The sequence below is a fragment of the Streptomyces virginiae genome (assembly GCF_041432505.1).
GTDB classification, from domain to species: Bacteria; Actinomycetota; Actinomycetes; order Streptomycetales; family Streptomycetaceae; genus Streptomyces; species Streptomyces virginiae_A.
Map to the genome: position 1 here is coordinate 7,072,746 of NZ_CP107871.1, position 18,183 is coordinate 7,090,928.

Consider the following 18,183-nt stretch of genomic DNA (forward strand, 5'->3'; position numbering starts at 1 on the left):
CCCGATGCAACGCCGCATCTTCGACGCCGACCACGAGGCGTTCCGCGAGACCGTACGCACCTTCCTCAGCAAGGAGGTGCTGCCGCACTACGAACAATGGGAGAAGGACGGCATCGTCAGCCGCGAGGCCTGGCGGGCCGCGGGCCGCCAGGGGCTGCTGGGCCTTGCCGTCCCCGAGGAGTACGGCGGCGGCGGGAACACCGACTTCCGCTACGCCGCCGTGATCGCCGAGGAATTCACCCGCGCGGGGGCCCCGGGGCTGGCCATCGGCCTGCACAACGACATCATCGGGCCCTACCTGACCTCGCTCGCCACCGAGGAGCAGAAGCGCCGCTGGCTGCCCGGCTTCTGCTCCGGCGAGACCATCACCGCCATCGCGATGACCGAGCCGGGCGCGGGCTCCGACCTCCAGGGGATCCGGACCACCGCCGAGGACCACGGCGACCACTGGGTGCTGAACGGCTCCAAGACCTTCATCTCCAACGGGATCCTCGCCGACCTGGTGATCGTGGTCGCCAAGACCACCCCCGAGGGCGGGGCGCACGGACTGTCGCTGCTGGTCGTCGAGCGTGGTGCGGAGGGCTTCGAGCGCGGCCGCAACCTCGACAAGATCGGCCAGAAGTCCCAGGACACCGCCGAGCTGTTCTTCGACGACGTACGCGTCCCGAAGGAGAACCTGCTCGGCGAGCTGAACGGCGCCTTCGTCCACCTGATGACCAATCTCGCGCAGGAGCGGATGGGCATCGCGATGGCCGGCATCGCCGCCGCCGAACACCTGCTGGAGATCACCACCCAGTACGTGAAGGAGCGCGAGGCCTTCGGCCGTCCGCTGGCCAAGCTGCAGCACATCCGGTTCGAGATAGCGGAGATGGCCACCGAGGTCGCCGTCACCCGGACCTTCCTCGACCGCTGCATCACCGACCACTCCAACGGCGAACTGGACCATGTGCACGCCTCGATGGCCAAGTGGTGGGCCACCGAACTGCAGAAGCGCGTCGCCGACCGCTGCCTGCAACTCCACGGCGGCTACGGCTACATGAGCGAATACCGGGTCGCCCGAGCCTTCATCGACGGTCGTATCCAGACCATCTACGGCGGCACGACCGAGATCATGAAGGAGATCATCGGCCGTTCCCTGCTCGGCTGACCTCCCTCTTCCTTCCTCCCCCCTGGACACCTCCGAAAGGCTTGACCAGTGAGCACCGAAGCTTACGTATACGACGCGATCCGTACCCCGCGCGGCCGCGGCAAGGCCAATGGCGCCCTGCACGGCACCAAGCCGATCGACCTGGTCGTCGGACTCATCGACGCCCTGCGCGAGCGCAACCCGGGCCTCGACCCCGGCACCATCGACGACATCGTGCTCGGCGTCGTCGGCCCGGTCGGCGACCAGGGTTCCGACATCGCCCGGATCGCGGCCATCGCTGCCGGCCTCCCGGACACCGTCGCCGGTGTACAGGAGAACCGCTTCTGCGCCTCCGGCCTGGAGGCCGTCAACCTGGCCGCCGCGAAGGTCCGCTCCGGCTGGGAGGACCTGGTCCTCGCGGGCGGCGTGGAGTCCATGTCCCGCGTCCCGATGGCCTCCGACGGCGGCGCCTGGTTCGCCGACCCGATGACCAACTGGGACACCGGCTTCGTCCCGCAGGGCATCGGCGCCGACCTGATCGCCACCATCGAGGGCTTCTCCCGGCGCGACGTCGACGAGTACGCGGCCCTCTCCCAGGAGCGTGCCGCCGCCGCCATCAAGGACGGCCGCTTCGCGAAGTCCGTGGTCCCGGTCACCGACCGCAACGGTCTGATCGTCCTGGACCACGACGAGTTCGTCCGCCCCGGCACCACCGCCGACACCCTCGCCAAGCTGAAGCCCTCCTTCGCCGACATCGGCGAGCTCGGCGGCTTCGACGCGGTCGCGCTGCAGAAGTACCACTGGGTCGAGAAGATCGACCACGTCCACCACGCCGGCAACTCCTCCGGCATCGTCGACGGCGCCTCCCTCGTCGCCATCGGCTCCCGCGAGGCCGGAGAGCGGGGCGGGCTGACCCCGCGCGCCCGGATCGTCTCGGCGGCCGTCTCCGGCTCCGAGCCCACCATCATGCTCACCGGCCCCGCCCCCGCCACCCGCAAGGCCCTCGCCAAGGCCGGCCTGACCATCGACGACATCGACCTCGTCGAGATCAACGAGGCCTTCGCGGGCGTCGTCCTGCGCTTCGTCAAGGACATGGGCCTGTCCCTCGACAAGGTCAACGTCAACGGCGGCGCCATCGCGCTCGGCCACCCCCTCGGCGCCACCGGCGCGATGATCCTCGGCACGATCGTCGACGAGCTGGAGCGCCAGGACAAGCGCTACGGCCTCGTCACCCTCTGCGTCGGCGGCGGCATGGGCGTCGCCACCATCGTCGAACGCCTCTGATCCGTCCTGTTCCCCCTGCCCACCGGACCTTCCGAAACGAAAGCAGTGACCATGAGCGAGTCCACCACGATCCGCTGGGAACAGGACGAGACCGGCGTCGTCACCCTGATCCTCGACGACCCCGACCAGTCCGCCAACACGATGAACCAGGCCTTCAAGGACTCCATCGCGGCCGTCGCCGACCGCGCCGAGGCCGAGAAGGACTCCATCCGCGGCATCGTCTTCACCTCCGCCAAGAAGACCTTCTTCGCGGGCGGCGACCTCAAGGACATGATCCGACTGCGCCCCGAGCACGCGCAGATCGCCTTCGACACCGGCACCGAGATCAAGCGCTCCCTGCGCCGGATCGAGACCCTCGGCAAGCCCGTCGTCGCCGCCATCAACGGCGCGGCCCTCGGCGGCGGCTACGAGATCGCCCTCGCCTGTCACCACCGCGTCGCCCTCGACGCGCCCGGCTCCAAGATCGGCCTGCCCGAGGTCACCCTGGGCCTCCTCCCCGCCGGTGGCGGTGTCACCCGTACCGTGCGCCTGATGGGCATCGCCGACGCGCTGCTCAAGGTGCTGCTCCAGGGCACCCAGTACACCCCGCAGCGCGCCCTGGACAGCGGCCTCGTGCACGAACTGGCCGCCACCCCCGAGGAGATGCTGACCAAGGCCCGCGCCTTCATCGACGCGCACCCCGAGTCGAAGCAGCCCTGGGACGTACCCGGCTACAAGATCCCGGGCGGTACGCCGTCCAACCCGCGGTTCGCCGCCAACCTCCCGGCCTTCCCGGCCAACCTGAAGAAGCAGCTGAACGGGGCCCCGTACCCGGCGCCGCGCAACATCCTGGCCTGCGCCGTCGAGGGCTCCCAGGTGGACTTCGAGACCGCGCTGACCATCGAGGCCCGCTACTTCACCGAGCTGGTCACCGGCCAGACCGCCAAGAACATGATCCAGGCGTTCTTCTTCGACCTCCAGGCCGTCAACGCGGGCCGCAGCCGCCCGCAGGGCGTGGAGCCCCGCAAGGTCCGCAAGGTCGCCGTCCTCGGCGCCGGGATGATGGGCGCGGGCATCGCCTACTCCTGCGCCCGTGCGGGCATCGAGGTGGTGCTGAAGGACGTCACCGCCGAGGCCGCCGCCAAGGGCAAGGCGTACTCCGAGAAGCTGCTCGACAAGGCGCTCTCCCGGGGCCGGACCACCGAGGCGGGGCGCGCCGAGCTGCTCGCCCGGATCACCCCGACCGCCGACGTGGCCGACCTCGCGGGCTGCGACGCCGTCATCGAGGCCGTCTTCGAGGACACCTCCCTCAAGCACAAGGTGTTCCAGGAGATCCAGGACGTCATCGAGCCGGACGCGCTGCTGTGCTCGAACACCTCCACGCTGCCCATCACGGGCCTCGCGGAAGGTGTCGCGCGGCCGGTCGACTTCATCGGGCTGCACTTCTTCTCGCCCGTCGACAAGATGCCGCTCGTGGAGATCATCAAGGGGGAGCGGACCGGCGACGAGGCCATCGCCCGCGCCTTCGACCTGGTCCGCCAGATCAACAAGACGCCGATCGTGGTCAACGACTCGCGCGGCTTCTTCACCTCGCGCGTCATCGGCCAGTTCATCAACGAGGGCGTGGCGATGGTCGGCGAGGGGGCCGAGCCCGCGTCGATCGAACAGGCCGCCGCCCAGGCCGGTTACCCGGCCAAGGTGCTCTCCCTGATGGACGAGCTCACCCTCACCCTGCCGCGCAAGATCCGCAACGAGAGCCGAAAGGCCTTCGAAGCCGAGGGCAAGGCGTGGACCGAACACCCCGCCGACGCGGTCATCGACCGCATGGTGGACGAGTTCGAGCGTCCCGGCCGCAGCGGTGGGGCGGGCTTCTACGAGTACGACGAAGCCGGCAAGCGCGCCCGCATCTGGCCGGGCCTGCGCGAGCACTTCGCCAAGCCCGGGTACGAGATCCCGTTCGAGGACATGAAGGAGCGGATGCTCTTCGCCGAGGCCCTGGACACCGTCCGCTGCCTCGACGAGGGCGTCCTCACCTCGATCGCCGACGCCAACATCGGCTCCATCATGGGCATCGGCTTCCCGGCCTGGACGGGCGGCGTGATCCAGTACATCAACGGCTACGAGGGCGGCCTGCCCGGCTTCGTGGCCCGGGCCCGCGACCTCGCCGACACCTACGGCGAGCGCTTCACCCCGCCGGCCTCGCTGGTCGCGAAGGCCGAGCGCGGCGAGACCTACGCCGACTGATCCGGTGACGGCCTCGGGCCCGCCCCTGGGGGCGGGCCCGAGGTGTTCCTCCGGTCAGTCCTCGGACACGGCCAGGTGGGCGAACAGACCGTGCCGCCGGGTCCCGTCCGGGGCGGACCAGCCGGCCAGTACCCGTCGTCCCGCGCCGTCACCGGCGGGAGCGGGACGCAGTACCCGGCACACGGTCATGGTCGACACGGGGCCCTCCTCCATCATCGGGCCCACGGTGACGAGGCTCGCCTCGGCGGTGTCCGTCACGGTCCCGGGGCCGGTCAGGCCCGCCGGCACCCCGGCCCCCTCGGCAGGGACCTCGACCGTCGGGTCGGGGGTGTCGTCCACGTTCTGGTCCTGGGCCGTCGTCCGGCCCGCCAGCAGAGCCAGCAACTGCTCGACCAGGACGGGGTCGTGGGCCCCGTCGTAGATCCAGCGACGGCCCAGCACACCATGCTCGGACGTGCCGATCAGGCCGTCCTCGGCGCCCTTGAGCGGAGCGCCGCGGTAGGTCAGCGGGACCAGGTAGGTCACCGGATCGTCCCCGACGGCGTCGGTGACCACCATGAACTCGATGCCCACCTCGCCCTCGGGGTCGTCGAGCCGGAAACCACCGGCCTTGGAGAGCTGAGGACCACCCGAGCCACCCCGGTACCAGGGGCGCAAGGGCAGCCAGCCGGCGAGGAGTTCGAGCTTGCCGGGCGACATGGTCGTGCGATGGATGACTGCCATGATCGGCAACCTACCCGGACGGCGGGGGTGCCCGCCTGCCGTCCGGCCCGCCGTCCCTCGCCGGTCGTGTCGCCGGTCATGCCTCCGGTTCCGAGGCGAACGCCGCCCGTAGTTCCTCCCGTAGCGACCGCTGGAAGGCCGTCACCAGCGCCTGGACCACCATCGGCTGCATGTGCGCCGACAGCGCCTTCATCGATTCCACCCGCTCCGGATCGCTCTCGCCCTGCGTGAACGGCCCCCACACCTCGTCCCGGAACAGCGCCGTCAGCTCGTGCGCCGCCGACCGGGTGTGCTCGATCAGCACTCCGCGCGCCGCCAGGATCGTCTCGTGGGCGATCGGTACGTCGAGCAGCGCGACCCCGAGCCTCAGCAGCCCCACGTCCACCCGGAAACCGTCCCCCGCGGCGGCGAGCACGTTCATCGCCGTCAGCCGCCGGACATCGGTGTCCGACAGGCTCCGCCCCGCCCGCTTCTCCAGCTCCTCCCGCGACACCTCCTGAGCCGCGTCCGGAGCCCAACTGGCCACCATCGCACGGTGGATCGCCAGGTCGTGGGCGCTCAGGTCGTCCGGCAGCGCGTCCAGATAGCGCTCGATGGCGGACAGGGTCATGCCCTGGTGCTGCAGCTCCTCGATCAGCGCCAGCCGCGACAGGTGTTCCGGCCCGTAGTGCCCCACCCGACGAGGGCCGATCACGGGAGGGGGCAAAAGCCCGCGGGTGCTGTAGAAACGAACGGTGCGCACGGTGACGCCCGCCCGGGCCGCCAGCTCGTCGACGGTGAGCATCGGCTCGGGTGCCTGGTCGGCCATCGTCTGCGCCTCGCTCTCTGCTCCACAGCTTGGGTTCAACAGTATTGCTGTCGCACCAACGATGTGAAACGGCCAGGAGCTGCCCATGACCACGAACCTGCGACTGCCCGGACGACCCGAAGAGATCACCCTGCCGGCCCTGCTGGCCCGCAACGCCGCCGAGTACGGGGAGCTCCCCGCCCTCTCCTGGCGGGCCGGCCCCGACGCCGCCGAGTGGACGACCCTCACCTGGGGCGAGGTGCGCCGCAAGGTCGCCGTCCTCGCCTGCGGATACGCCGCCCTCGGCGTCGAGCGCGGCGAACACGTGCTGATGATGATGGGCAACCGCCCCGAGCACTGGCTCAGCGACCTCGCCCTCGTCCACCTCGGCGCCGTGCCCGTCACCGTGTACGGGACCTCCGCGCCCGAGCAGATCGCCCACATCGCCCGGCACAGCCGGGCCCGGATCGCCGTCGTCGAGGGCGCCCGCGAACTCCTGCGGTGGGAACCGCTGCTGACCGACCCGAACGTGCCCCTGGAGCGGCTCGTCGTGGCCGAGGCCGCCGAGGCCGGCAGCCACTCCACCTACGGCTCCGTGTACTCCGGCGGGGCCCGGCTGCACCGCGCCGACGCCTTCGAGAAGGCCTGGCGGGAGACCCGCCCCGAGGACCCGCTGACGGTCGTCTACACCTCAGGGACCACCGGGGACCCGAAGGGCGTACGGCTGACCCACCACAACCTCATGCTCCAGGCGATCCGCCTCGACCGGCACGTGGACCTGCCCGAGCACGCCGAGCACATCTGCTACCTGCCCTTCGCGCACATAGCAGAGCGGGTCCTCGGCATCTACCTGCCCCTGCTCCGGGCCTCCCACGTACGGCTGTGCGCGGACCCCGCCGCCGTGTCGGGGGCGGTCCGGGAGCTGCACCCGGTGCAGTTCTTCGGCGTGCCCCGGGTGTGGGAGAAGCTCGCCGCCTCGGTCCGCGCGGTTCTCGCCCAGCTCCCCGAGGCGCAGCGCGCGGCCATCGAGGCCGCGAACGACCTGGGCCGCGCCCGGGCCGCCCACCGGGAGCGCGGCGAGGAGGTGCCGGCCGCGCTCGAAGCCTCGTACGCCCGGGCCAAGGAGCAGGTGCTGGACCCGCTGCTGGGGCTGGCGGGCATGGACCGGCTGATGTGGACGGCCAGCGCCACCGCGCCGATGCCGATCGACGTGGTCCGCTTCTGGGCCGGCTGGGGCATCACCATCATGGACGCCTGGGGGCTGACCGAGACCTCGGGCGTGTGCACGGTCAACAGCCCGGACGGCTTCCGCCTCGGCTCGGTGGGCCGTCCGATCGAGGGGCTGGAGCTGAGGCTGGCCGAGGACGGGGAGATCCTCACCCGGGGGGCGACCGTCTTCGGCGGCTATCTGCGGCCGGACGGATCGGTGGAGAGCGCCGCGGACACCGAGGGCTGGTTCCCGACGGGGGACATCGGCCGCCTCGACGAGGACGGCTACCTCTGGCTGACCGACCGCAAGAAGGAACTGATCATCACCTCGAACGGCAAGAACGTCTCGCCCGCCCTGGTGGAGAACACGGTCAAGGAGCACCCGTTGATCGGCCAGGCCCTGGTGCACGGGGACGGCCGCTCCTACCTGGTCGCGCTGCTGGTCCTGGACCCGGAGCTGGCGCCGGTCTGGGCCGCCGCCCGCGGCATCGAGGCGGCCTCCCCGGCCGAGCTCGCCGCGCACCCCGCCGTCCGGGCGGAGATCGCCCGCGCGGTGGAGGCGGCCAACGCCCGGCTCAACCGGACCGAGCAGATCAAGCGGTACCGGCTGCTGACGCAGGAGTGGGGCCCCGAGACCGGGGAACTCACGCCTTCGCTCAAGCTCCGCCGCCGGGTGGTGCGTGACAAGTACGGCGCGCTGATCGACGGCCTGTACGACGACCCGTACGAAGAGCCCTACGGGGAGCCGTCCGAGGAGCCGTCCGCGTCCGCGTAGCCCGGACGGACCGGTGCGGTGGGCGGGATCGTGCCCATCGCACCGGCGCCGCGGAACGGGAACCGCCGCGCGGCCGCCCTGCGACCCTCATCGGTCGATATGGGCTTAAATGTGAAATGCGTGATGCTCTGTCACGATGTGTGGTTCCAGCCCTTCGGGGAAGGGGGCTTCGTTGCCGGCCGATCAGCCTTCCCGCACGGACAAGGTGGTCTTCGGGGTCACCGCGGGCCTGACCCTCGCCTTCGTCCTCTGGGGCGCCGTGGCGACGGACTCGCTGGAGAGCGTGTCGAGCAGCCTGCTCGAAGGGCTCATCCACAACGGCGGCTGGGCCTTCATGCTCGCCGCCAGCGGCTTCGTCGTGTTCGCCCTCTGGCTGGCGATCAGCCGCTACGGCCGGATCCGCCTCGGCCACGAGGACGAGGTCCCGGAGTTCCGCACCGTCTCCTGGGTCGCCATGATGTTCAGCGCCGGCATGGGCATCGGGCTCATGTTCTACGGCGTCAGCGAACCCCTGGCGCACTACGGCACGCCCCCGCCCGGCACGCATCCGGTCGACTCCGCCGAGCGGATGCAGACGGCGATGGCCACCACCCTGTTCCACTGGACGCTCCATCCGTGGGCCATCTACGCGGTCGTCGGGCTCGCCATCGCGTACAGCACCTTCCGACGCGACCGCCGCCAGACGATCAGCGCCGTGTTCGAGCCGCTGATCGGCGCCCGGCACGCCCACGGGGGCGCCGGCCGGGTCATCGACATCGTGGCGATCTTCGCGACCCTCTTCGGCTCCGCCGCCTCGCTGGGCCTCGGGGCTCTCCAGATCGGCAGCGGATTCCAGGAGCTGGGGTGGATGGACTCGGTCGGCACCGCGCTGCTCGTGGGCATCATCGCCGTCCTGACCGTTGCCTTCGTCGCCTCCGCGGTCTCCGGCGTGGAGCGGGGCATCCAGTGGCTGTCGAACATCAACATGGTGCTCGCCCTGCTGCTGGTCGTCTTCGTGTTCATCGCCGGGCCGACCATCATCGTGCTCGACCTGCTGCCCACCTCCCTGGGCGCCTACCTCGGCGACCTCCCCCAGCTCATCGGCCGTACCGAGGCCACCGGCGCCGGCGAGGTCGCCGAGTGGCTGGGCAGCTGGACGGTCTTCTACTGGGCCTGGTGGATCTCCTGGACCCCGTTCGTCGGCATGTTCATCGCCCGGATCAGCCGCGGCCGCACCATCCGGCAGTTCATCGGCGGCGTCATCCTCGTACCGAGCACGGTCAGCCTGGTGTGGTTCTGCGTCTTCGGCGGCACGGCCATGAAACTCCAGGAGAGCGGCGACCTCCCCAAGGAGAGCACGCCGGAGGGACAACTCTTCGGGCTGCTCCAGCAGTTCCCCGCGGCCACCGTCATGAGCCTGCTGGTGATGGTCCTCGTCGCGATCTTCTTCGTCTCCGGCGCGGACGCCGCCTCCATCGTGATGGGGACGCTCTCCCAGAAGGGTGTCCTCGAACCGTCCCGGCCGGTGGTCGTCTTCTGGGGCGTGGTCACCGGCGCCGTCGCGGCCGTCATGCTGCTCATCGGCAACGGCGAGGGCGACGCGCTCGCCGGACTGCAGAACCTGACGATCCTCGTGGCGGCGCCGTTCACCGTGGTCATGATCGGTATGTGCGTGGCACTCATGCGCGACCTGCGCCGGGACCCGCTCATCATCCAGGGCGAACAGGGCGAGGAAGCCGTGGCCGTGGCCGTCGCCGCGGGCCACGAGGAGTACGGCGGCGAGTTCGAGATCCGCATCGGCCCCTCCGGCGACCCGGAGGCGGACACGGGCACGACGGGCACGGACGCGGCCCGGCCGCCCTCGGCGTCCCCGCGACCAGACGGCCGTCCCTGACGGGCGGGGCTGTCGGGCGGGGCTGTCGGGCGGGGCCGTCGGGTCGGGCCGTACCGACCCGACCCGACGGCGATGCTCAGCGTCCGATCAGCGGGTAGTGGTCCGAGAGGTTGGTGTACGTGTAGGAGGTGCCCCAGCTGGAGACCGTCCAGGGCGCCGACTGCTCCTTGACCACGTTGTTCTCCCAGCCCGCCGGGCGGGCGTTGCCCTTGCGGTAGAGGACGTAGTCCAAGTCCTCGCGCGGGTCGGTCGGGTAGCGGTACTTCGCTATGGAGTTCAGCGCGGTGTCGAAGGAGTACGGGTGCCCCGTACGGCTGTCGGCGTCCGCCAGGTCGGCGTTCGCCAGCAGGCTCGCGTACTCCGGGGTGCGCGAGTCGACGTTCAGGTCGCCCGCCACGATGACCTGCTCGTTCGCCGGGATGTTCTTCCCGTCCAGGAAGGCGTCCACGGCGCGGAACTGACGGGCGCGCATCTCCGCGGCCTCGCCCGCGCCGCAGCCCGGGTCGGTGGACTGCGCGTGCGTACCGACCACGTGCACCTTGGTGCCGTTCACGTTCAGCACGACGTAGGCGAAGCCCTTGTTGGACCACCAGTCGGCGCCGCAGGCGTCCTTGTAGACGACCTGCTCCTTGCGCAGGATCGGCCACTTGCTGAGGATCGTGACCCCGCCGTCCTCCGGGGTGGTGGCGGAGTACGCGCCGCCCGTGGCGTCCCAGCCGCTCTTGCTGCGGCCGACGACCGGGGTCTGGTACGGGTACTGCGCGGCGGAGTTCGCCTTCAGCGCGTCCGAGGAGCTGTTGTCGAAGGCCTCCTGGAGCACGACCACGTCGTGGCCCTGGTAGAAGGAGGTCCTGGGGATCTCGGCGGCCCGGTGGTCCTGGCCCCAGTTCGGGTACAGGTTCTTGCTCATCAGGAACACGTTGTACGACAGGACGCTGAGCCGCGGCGCGGAGGCGGTCTCCGCCGCCGAGGCGGCGGGCGCGGTGGTGGCGGCCAGCGCGCCTGCGGCGACCGCGGCGACGGCCGTGGCGGCGGCGCGGCGCGAGCGGGGCGAGGAAAGCAGCATGGAGGTCTCCATCATTCCTGCGGGGGAAGATCGACGCCGTCATACAAGCAGCAGCAGTTACCTCTGGGTAACACCCGTGCAGAGACTTTCTGTCCGTAGGACGGCCGTCCGGTGCTCGCATACTTGTCATATGACGAAGACGGACCCCGTACACCCCGCCGGACCTGCGGCCGCGCGCCGCACCGACCCCGAGCCGCCGCCGCCCGGCGGGGTGCTGTGGACCATCGCCGGTGACGTCCGGGCCCTGCTGATGCTGCCCGCCGCCTTCACCATGCAGGTCGCCCACCCCGCCATCGCGGCCGGCGTCGACCAGTACTCCGTCTTCCGCACCGACCCCTGGGGCCGCGGCGAGCGCTCCCTGCGCTCGGTCCAGCTGTGGGTGTACGGCGGGGAGGAGGCCGCCGAGGAAGGCCGCCGGGTGCGCCGCCTGCACAAGGACATCCAGGGCACCGACACCCGCGGCCGCCGCTACCACTCCCTGGACCCCGCCTGCTACGCCTGGGTCCACGCCACCGGCTTCCCAGTCTACCTCTACGCCGGGCGCTACCTGCTGCGCCGCTTCACCCCCGCCCAGGAGCGGCAGCTCTACCAGGAGTGGCTCCAGGTGGGGCGCATCCTCGGCCTGCGCGATCGGGACATGCCGCAGAGCATCGAGGAGTACTGGACGTACTGGGGCCGGATGCTGGCCGAGGAGATCGAGTCCACCGCGGTCGCCCGCGAGCTGATCTCCACCGAGGTGAAGCTGCCCCGACCGGAGGCCGGCTCGCCCGCCGTGCGCCTGCTGCTGAGGCTGACCTGGCCGGTGCTGCGGGCCGCCTTCCTGCGCCTACGGGCCTTCGTCACCGTCGGCTACATGCCGCCCGAGGCCCGCGCCGCGATCGGGCTGGAGTGGAGCCCGGCCCAGGAGCGCACGCTCCGGCGGTTCAGCACGGCCGTACGGCTCCTCGTACCGCTGCTGCCCGAGCGGCTGCGGTACCTGCCGATCGCCTACCGGGCGCGGGCCGCGTGGCATGCGGGCCGCCGCTGACGGCCCCCGGTGCGCACGCGGCCCCCGCCGGATGCGGGGGCCGCGTGCGGTACGGACTCAGTGCCGGTGGCCGGGCCCGGAGCCGTGCTCGGTGTCGTGGATCGTGTTCGTCTCCGCGATCTTCTTCCAGGACTTCGGCTCCGCGGTGGGCTTCGCCGCGGCGGACTGCTGCGACGAGCGGGCCGACGGCTTGGCCGCCGACGGGTTGAGGGCCGAGGCCTCGGGCTTGCCCGGGGTGTACAGCCAGGTCTCGAAGAGCTGCGCGAGCGGCTTCTTCGAGACCTTCTCGGCGTACCGGACGAAGTCCCCGACCTTGGCGTTGCCGTAGGCCCGCTCGGTCGGCCAACCCTTGAGGATCTCGAAGAACTTCTCGTCGCCGATCTCGTTGCGCAGGGCCTGCAGGGCGATGGCCCCACGGTCGTAGACGGCCCCGTGGAACTGGTTCTCCGGACCCGGGTCACCCGGCTTGACCTGCCAGAACGCGTCCTCGGCCGGGCGCAGGGCGTAGGCCCAGTCGGCCAGCTCCTGCGCCGTGCCCTCGCCCTCCTTCTCCGACCACAGCCACTGGCTGTAGCGGGCGAAGCCCTCGTTGATCCAGATGTCCTTCCAGCCCTCGACGGACACGCTGTCGCCGTACCACTGGTGCGCCAGCTCGTGCACGACCACCGAGACGTTGGCGCCGTTACGGAACTGTCCGGGGCCGTAGAACGGTCGCGTCTGGGTCTCCAGGGCGAAGCCGGCGGTCACGTTCGGCACGTAGCCACCCAGCGCGTTGAAGGGATACGGCCCGAAGACCCCCTCCAGCCACTCGGCGACCTCGCCGGTCCGCTCCACGCTCGCGCGCGCCGCGCCCGCGTTGTCGCCGAGGTCCTTGCTGTACGCGTTGAGGATCGGCAGCCCGCTCGCCGTCTTGTCGGTGGTGATGTCGAACTTGCCGACGGCCAGGGTGGCCAGGTAGGTGGCCTGCGGCTTGTTGGAACGCCAGTTGTACCGGGTCCAGCCGAGCCGCGAGGTCTGGGACTGCAGCACGCCGTTGCTGATGGCCTGGGTGCCGTCGGGCACGTTGATCGAGACGTCGAAGGTGGCCTTGTCCAGCGGGTGGTCGTTGCTCGGGAACCACCAGACCGCCGAGTCGGGCTCCTGCGCCGCGACCCCGCCGTCGGGCGTACGCTGCCACGCGGTCCAGCCGTCCACCTTGAACTCGGAGGGCTTCCCGGCGTACTTGACGACGACGGACAGCGGGGTGTTGCGCGCCAGCGGCTTCGCCGGGGTGACCTCCAGCTCGTGGGAGCCGGACGTGGCGAACTTCGCCTTGACCCCGTTGACCCGGATCTCGCTGACCTGGAGGCCGAAGTCCAGGTTGAAGCGGGACAGGTCCTGCTTGGCGGTGGCCAACAGGGTGGCCGTGCCCTCCAACAGGTCCGTCTTCGGCTGGTACTGCAGGCGCAGGTCGTAGTGCGACACGTCGTATCCGCCGTTGCCGCTGGCCGGGTAGTAGGGATCGCCGATACCCGGGGCGCCCGAACCCGAACCCGCCGCCGACGCCGGGATCACCAGCAGGAGGGAAGCGGCGAGCACGCTCGGGGCGATGACTTTGCGGTGCACGAATGGCTCCAAGTGGTAGGGGAGACAGATCGGTTCACAGAGTGGTCCAAGGCCTTGTCGCTCGACCGTATTCACCCTTGACCGCTCAGGTCATGTCCATGGCCCCTGCTGTCACACGATCGCCATTCGGCCGTCACGCGTCCGCGCGCGGGACGGTGCCGCGACCGACCGCGGGGGTACCGCCCACCCCGGCACACCCGCCCCGGCCTGCGCACCGACCGCCCGGAGCCCCCTTCCCGAACCCGCCACCGCCCGCCCGACCCCGCCCACGGGAACGTCCGGATCGCCACGACGCCCCCTTGCCACCCACCCGCCCCTGTGAACGCCCGATCACCCCGGAGCCCGGCCGGCGGTGTGGGGCGACCCCGCGCGGGGAACGGGGATCGTGGGGATCGGCCGGAGGGGGACGCGATGGAGATCGCGGCGTTGGTGGTGTCGTTGGTGGCGCTCGGCATATCGGGCGCGGTGTCGTGGCGACAGCTGCGCCTCACGGAGCATGCCAACACGCTGCCCGTGGTGGTGGACCTGTTCAGAGAGCACCGCAGCGTACGGCTGGCACGGGCGCGCAGCTTCGTGTACGAGGAACTGCCCGGCTGCGACCTGTCGCTGGGGCTGGCGGGCCTTCCCGCCGAAGGGCAGGAGCTCGTCCGCGAACTGGCTTGGTACTACGACAACCTCGGCGCTCTCGTGACGCACGGCGTGGTGGAGATCGAGCCCGTCTCCGGATACCTGGGCGGATCGGTGGTCACCGTGTGGGAGAAGATGGAGCCGCTGGTGGCGGTGGAACGGGCCCGGCGCGCACGGAACTCCCTGCCGGACCCCAATCGGTGGCAGGAGTATTTCGAGAACCTCTACCACCTCGTCCGGGAGGTGCCCCCCGAGCGGGCGCGCGCGGAGAGCCGGTCCTGGCGGCTGATCGGTCGCTGACGCGCACCCTGCCCGACGGCCCCCGCGGGCAGCCCTGTCCGGCGTACCGGATAGTCGGTACCGTGCCGCGCATGACCCTTCACCCGCGCGCCGCGCGACGCTGTTGGCACGCCGCCGTCAATCCGCTGCACTCCACCGTCTACTTCTCGCCGGAGATCGCCGAAGAGTTCGCCGGCCTCGGGATAACCGATCCGGTCGCCGTCAACCTGGCGCACCGCTCCGCCGCGATGGGCGCCGTCGGGGCCGGTGCGGTCACCGCCACCTTCTACAACTACCGGCACGACCTCGTCGCCCGGCACCTGCCCGCCGTCTGGGACACCGTCACCCCCGAGCAGGCCCTCGCCGCCCGGCTGCGCGCCGCCGACGCCGCCCTGACCCGGCTGCTCGGCGCCGAGACCGTGAAGTCCCCCGAGGTGGCCGAGGCGGCCGACCTGGCGATGCGGGCCACCGAGCGCTGCACCCGGCACGCCCGCACCCTGTACGCGGCCCACGCCGACCTCCCCGTACCCGCGGAGCCGCACCTGCGGCTGTGGCACGCCACCACCCTGCTGCGCGAGCACCGCGGCGACGGCCACCTCGCCGCCCTGCTCCTCGCGGGCCTGGACCCGGTGGAGGCCCTGGTCAGCCACACCGCCACCGGCAAGGGCATGACCCCGAAGTGGCTCAAGGCCATGCGGGGCTGGACGCAGGACGACCTCGACGCCGCAGCCGGCAGGCTGCGCGAGCGCGGAGTCCTCGACGCCGCCGGCGAGCTGACCGAGGAGGGCACGGCCCTGCGCGAGCGACTGGAGAGCGACACCGACCGCCTCGACGCCGCGCCCTACGAGCACCTCGGCGCGGACGGCCTGGCCCGCCTCACCGAGCTCGGCGGCGCCCTCGTCCTCAAGGCCGTGACCGCCGGGGCCTTCCCGCGGGACCTCATGGGCAGGGCCTGACGGGCAGGGCTCCGCCCGTCAGGGACCGCCACCTGCCACAATTGGCAGCCTTCCAGTGCAAACGAAGGCAGGCGGGACCCGATCGTGACGACGTCCATCGAAGGCAGGATCGCCGAGGAGCTCGGCGTACGGGAGCGGCAGGTCAAGGCCGCCGTCGAGCTGCTCGACGGCGGCTCCACCGTGCCGTTCATCGCGCGCTACCGCAAGGAAGCGACCGAGATGCTCGACGACGCCCAGCTGCGCACCCTCGAGGAGCGGCTGAGGTACCTGCGGGAGCTGGAGGACCGCCGCGCGGCGGTCCTGGATTCCGTACGGGAGCAGGGCAAGCTCACCGACGAACTGGCGGCGCGGATCGCCGCGGCCGACACCAAGGCCCGGCTGGAGGACATCTACCTGCCCTTCAAGCCCAAGCGGCGCACCAAGGCGCAGATCGCCCGCGAGGCCGGTCTGGAGCCGCTCGCCGAAGGCCTGCTGGCCGACCCGTCCGTCGAGCCGGTCGCCGCCGCGGCCGCGTTCGTCGACGCCGACAAGGGCGTCGCCGACCCGGCGGCCGCCCTGGAGGGTGCCCGGGCCATCCTCACCGAGCGGTTCGGCGAGGACGCCGACCTGATCGGCGAGCTGCGCGAGCGCATGTGGGGCCGCGGCCGGCTCGCGGCGAAGGTCCGTGAGGGCAAGGAGGAGGCGGGCGCCAAGTTCGCCGACTACTTCGACTTCGCCGAGCCGTTCACCGCGCTGCCCTCGCACCGCGTCCTCGCCATGCTGCGCGGCGAGAAGGAGGACGTCCTCGACCTCGTCCTGGAGCCGGAGGACCGCGAAGACACAGCGACGCCCGGCCCGTCCACCTACGAGGGCATGATCGCGCGCCGCTTCGGTGTCGCCGACCGCGACCGTCCCGGCGACAAGTGGCTGGCCGACACGGTCCGCTGGGCCTGGCGTACGAAGATCCAGGTGCACCTCGGCATCGACCTGCGGACGCGGCTGCGCCAGGCCGCCGAGGACGAGGCCGTACGGGTCTTCGCCTCGAACCTGCGCGACCTGCTGCTCGCGGCCCCCGCCGGCACCCGGGCGACCCTCGGCCTCGACCCTGGCTTCCGTACCGGTGTGAAGGTCGCCGTCGTGGACGCGACCGGCAAGGTCGTGGCCACGGACGTGATCTATCCGCACGTCCCCGCGAACAAGTGGGACGAGTCCCTCGCCAAGCTCGCCCGCCTGGCGAAGGAACACGCCGTCGAGCTGGTCGCCATCGGCAACGGCACGGCCTCCCGCGAGACCGACAAGCTGGCCGGGGACCTCATCACGCGCCACCCGGAGCTGAAGCTCACCAAGGTGATGGTCTCGGAGGCGGGCGCCTCCGTGTACTCGGCCTCCGCCTTCGCCTCGCAGGAACTGCCGGACATGGACGTGTCGCTGCGCGGCGCCGTCTCCATCGCCCGCCGCCTGCAGGACCCGCTCGCCGAACTCGTCAAGATCGACCCGAAGTCGATCGGTGTCGGCCAGTACCAGCACGACCTGTCCGAGGTGAAGCTCTCGCGCTCGCTCGACGCGGTCGTCGAGGACTGTGTGAACGGCGTCGGCGTGGACGTCAACACCGCCTCCGCGCCGCTGCTCTCGCGGGTGTCGGGCATCAGCGGCGGTCTCGCCGAGAACATCGTGGCCCACCGCGACGCCAACGGCCCCTTCCGCAGCCGCAAGGGCCTCAAGGACGTGGCCCGGCTCGGCCCGAAGGCGTACGAGCAGTGCGCGGGCTTCCTGCGGATCCGCGGCGGGGACGACCCGCTGGACTTCTCCAGCGTGCACCCCGAGGCCTATCCGGTGGTCCGGGGCATGGCCAAGACCGCGGGCAGCGAGGTGGCGGCCCTGATCGGCAACTCCGGTGTGCTGCGCTCGCTGCGGCCGGAGCAGTTCGTCACCGAGGCCTTCGGTCTGCCCACCGTCACGGACATCCTGCGCGAGCTGGAGAAGCCGGGCCGAGACCCGCGCCCGGCCTTCAAGACGGCGACCTTCAAGGAGGGCGTCGAGAAGATCGGCGACCTGGCCCCCGGGATGATCCTGGAGGGCGTCGTCACCAACGTGGCCGCTTTCGGTGCCTTCATCGACATCGGCGTCCACCAGGACGGGCTCGCGCACGTCTCGGCGCTGTCGAAGAACTTCGTCAAGGACCCCCGGGACGTGGTCAAGCCGGGCGACATCGTCCGGGTCAAGATCATGGACGTGGACATCCCCCGCAAGCGGATCTCGCTGACCCTGCGCCTTGAGGACGAGGCCGGAGCGGAGCGCGGCGCGGGCGCGCCCCGGCAGCGCGAGGACCGACGAGGCGGCGGTGGCGGCGGTGGCCGGCCGCCGCAGCAGCGCGGCGGGTCCGGTAACCGCGAGGGCGGCCGGAACCAGGGCCAGGGCGAGCGCGGCCAGGGCGGTCAGGGCCGTCGGCAGGGCGGCGGCAACGCCCCCGCCCCCGCCAACAGCGCGATGGCGGACGCCCTGCGTCGCGCGGGCCTCACCGCACCCGAGGAGCGCCGCAAGAAGTAGCCCCCGTCAAGGGTGTCTTGCGGCCACCCGACAGGCGCGGGCCCGCGTACGGAGTGGCCGAATAGCTTCCCCACCTGGGGACTTGCCTTGCCAACTC

13 protein-coding genes are annotated in these 18,183 nt (G+C 71.3%); 9 read left to right on the top strand and 4 right to left on the bottom strand.

Translation table 11 applies throughout. The annotated features are described in order from the left end of the window. The first annotated feature begins 4 nt into the window (after positions 1 to 4). From OG624_RS32725 to OG624_RS32735, 3 genes are read left to right on the top strand one after another with little or no spacing between them, the layout of a single operon-like run. Positions 5 to 1,147: an acyl-CoA dehydrogenase family protein gene (locus tag OG624_RS32725; protein WP_033219998.1), complete on the top strand. Its 1,143-nt coding sequence runs from the start codon at positions 5 to 7 to the stop codon at positions 1,145 to 1,147. A 48-nt stretch (positions 1,148 to 1,195) separates the two neighbouring features. Next, a complete protein-coding gene (locus tag OG624_RS32730; protein ID WP_033219996.1) occupies positions 1,196 to 2,410 on the top strand; it encodes an acetyl-CoA C-acetyltransferase in 1,215 nt (404 codons plus the stop codon). 51 nt (positions 2,411 to 2,461) lie between these two features. Further along, entirely contained in the window at positions 2,462 to 4,633 is a 2,172-nt protein-coding gene (locus tag OG624_RS32735) for a 3-hydroxyacyl-CoA dehydrogenase NAD-binding domain-containing protein (RefSeq protein ID WP_033219994.1), read from the top strand. 54 nt (positions 4,634 to 4,687) lie between these two features. Here OG624_RS32735 and OG624_RS32740 read toward each other — a convergent pair whose 3' ends face one another. Together OG624_RS32740 and OG624_RS32745 are read right to left on the bottom strand one after the other, a co-directional pair. Next, a complete protein-coding gene (locus OG624_RS32740; protein WP_033219988.1) occupies positions 4,688 to 5,356 on the bottom strand; it encodes a maltokinase N-terminal cap-like domain-containing protein in 669 nt (222 codons plus the stop codon). 76 nt (positions 5,357 to 5,432) lie between these two features. Beyond that, positions 5,433 to 6,164, bottom strand: coding sequence for a MerR family transcriptional regulator (locus OG624_RS32745; RefSeq protein ID WP_033219986.1), 732 nt, complete (start codon positions 6,162 to 6,164; stop codon positions 5,433 to 5,435). Between the two features lie 85 nt (positions 6,165 to 6,249). Between OG624_RS32745 and OG624_RS32750 the strand changes: the two genes are divergently transcribed. Together OG624_RS32750 and OG624_RS32755 are read left to right on the top strand one after the other, a co-directional pair. After that, on the top strand, positions 6,250 to 8,127 hold the full coding sequence (locus tag OG624_RS32750) for an AMP-dependent synthetase/ligase (RefSeq protein ID WP_371640136.1): 1,878 nt from the start codon (positions 6,250 to 6,252) through the stop codon (positions 8,125 to 8,127). A 136-nt stretch (positions 8,128 to 8,263) separates the two neighbouring features. Continuing rightward, a complete protein-coding gene (locus tag OG624_RS32755; protein WP_051763225.1) occupies positions 8,264 to 10,000 on the top strand; it encodes a BCCT family transporter in 1,737 nt (578 codons plus the stop codon). Positions 10,001 to 10,076: 76 nt separating this feature from the next. On the opposite strand, the gene sph is transcribed toward OG624_RS32755, so the two are convergent. Next, positions 10,077 to 11,066 carry a sphingomyelin phosphodiesterase gene (gene sph / locus OG624_RS32760; RefSeq protein ID WP_371640137.1) on the bottom strand — a complete coding sequence of 330 codons (990 nt, stop codon included), beginning with the start codon at positions 11,064 to 11,066 and terminating at the stop codon, positions 10,077 to 10,079. A gap of 130 nt (positions 11,067 to 11,196) precedes the next feature. Between sph and OG624_RS32765 the strand changes: the two genes are divergently transcribed. Beyond that, positions 11,197 to 12,093, top strand: a complete 897-nt coding sequence (locus tag OG624_RS32765) for an oxygenase MpaB family protein (protein ID WP_033219984.1) — start codon at positions 11,197 to 11,199, stop codon at positions 12,091 to 12,093. Positions 12,094 to 12,150: 57 nt separating this feature from the next. On the opposite strand, the gene OG624_RS32770 is transcribed toward OG624_RS32765, so the two are convergent. Further along, the gene (locus OG624_RS32770; RefSeq protein ID WP_352165200.1) at positions 12,151 to 13,698 is read right to left on the bottom strand and encodes a M1 family metallopeptidase; all 1,548 of its coding nucleotides are present in this window, start codon (positions 13,696 to 13,698) and stop codon (positions 12,151 to 12,153) included. Between the two features lie 411 nt (positions 13,699 to 14,109). Between OG624_RS32770 and OG624_RS32775 the strand changes: the two genes are divergently transcribed. The 3 genes from OG624_RS32775 (at position 14,110) to OG624_RS32785 (ending at position 18,086) form a co-directional block, all read left to right on the top strand. Beyond that, on the top strand, positions 14,110 to 14,625 hold the full coding sequence (locus tag OG624_RS32775) for a DUF4760 domain-containing protein (protein ID WP_033219980.1): 516 nt from the start codon (positions 14,110 to 14,112) through the stop codon (positions 14,623 to 14,625). 71 nt (positions 14,626 to 14,696) lie between these two features. Further along, complete coding sequence (locus tag OG624_RS32780) at positions 14,697 to 15,560, top strand: SCO6745 family protein (RefSeq protein ID WP_033219978.1); 864 nt, start codon at positions 14,697 to 14,699, stop codon at positions 15,558 to 15,560. Between the two features lie 84 nt (positions 15,561 to 15,644). Beyond that, entirely contained in the window at positions 15,645 to 18,086 is a 2,442-nt protein-coding gene (locus OG624_RS32785) for a Tex family protein (protein ID WP_371640138.1), read from the top strand. Positions 18,087 to 18,183: the final 97 nt, after the last annotated feature.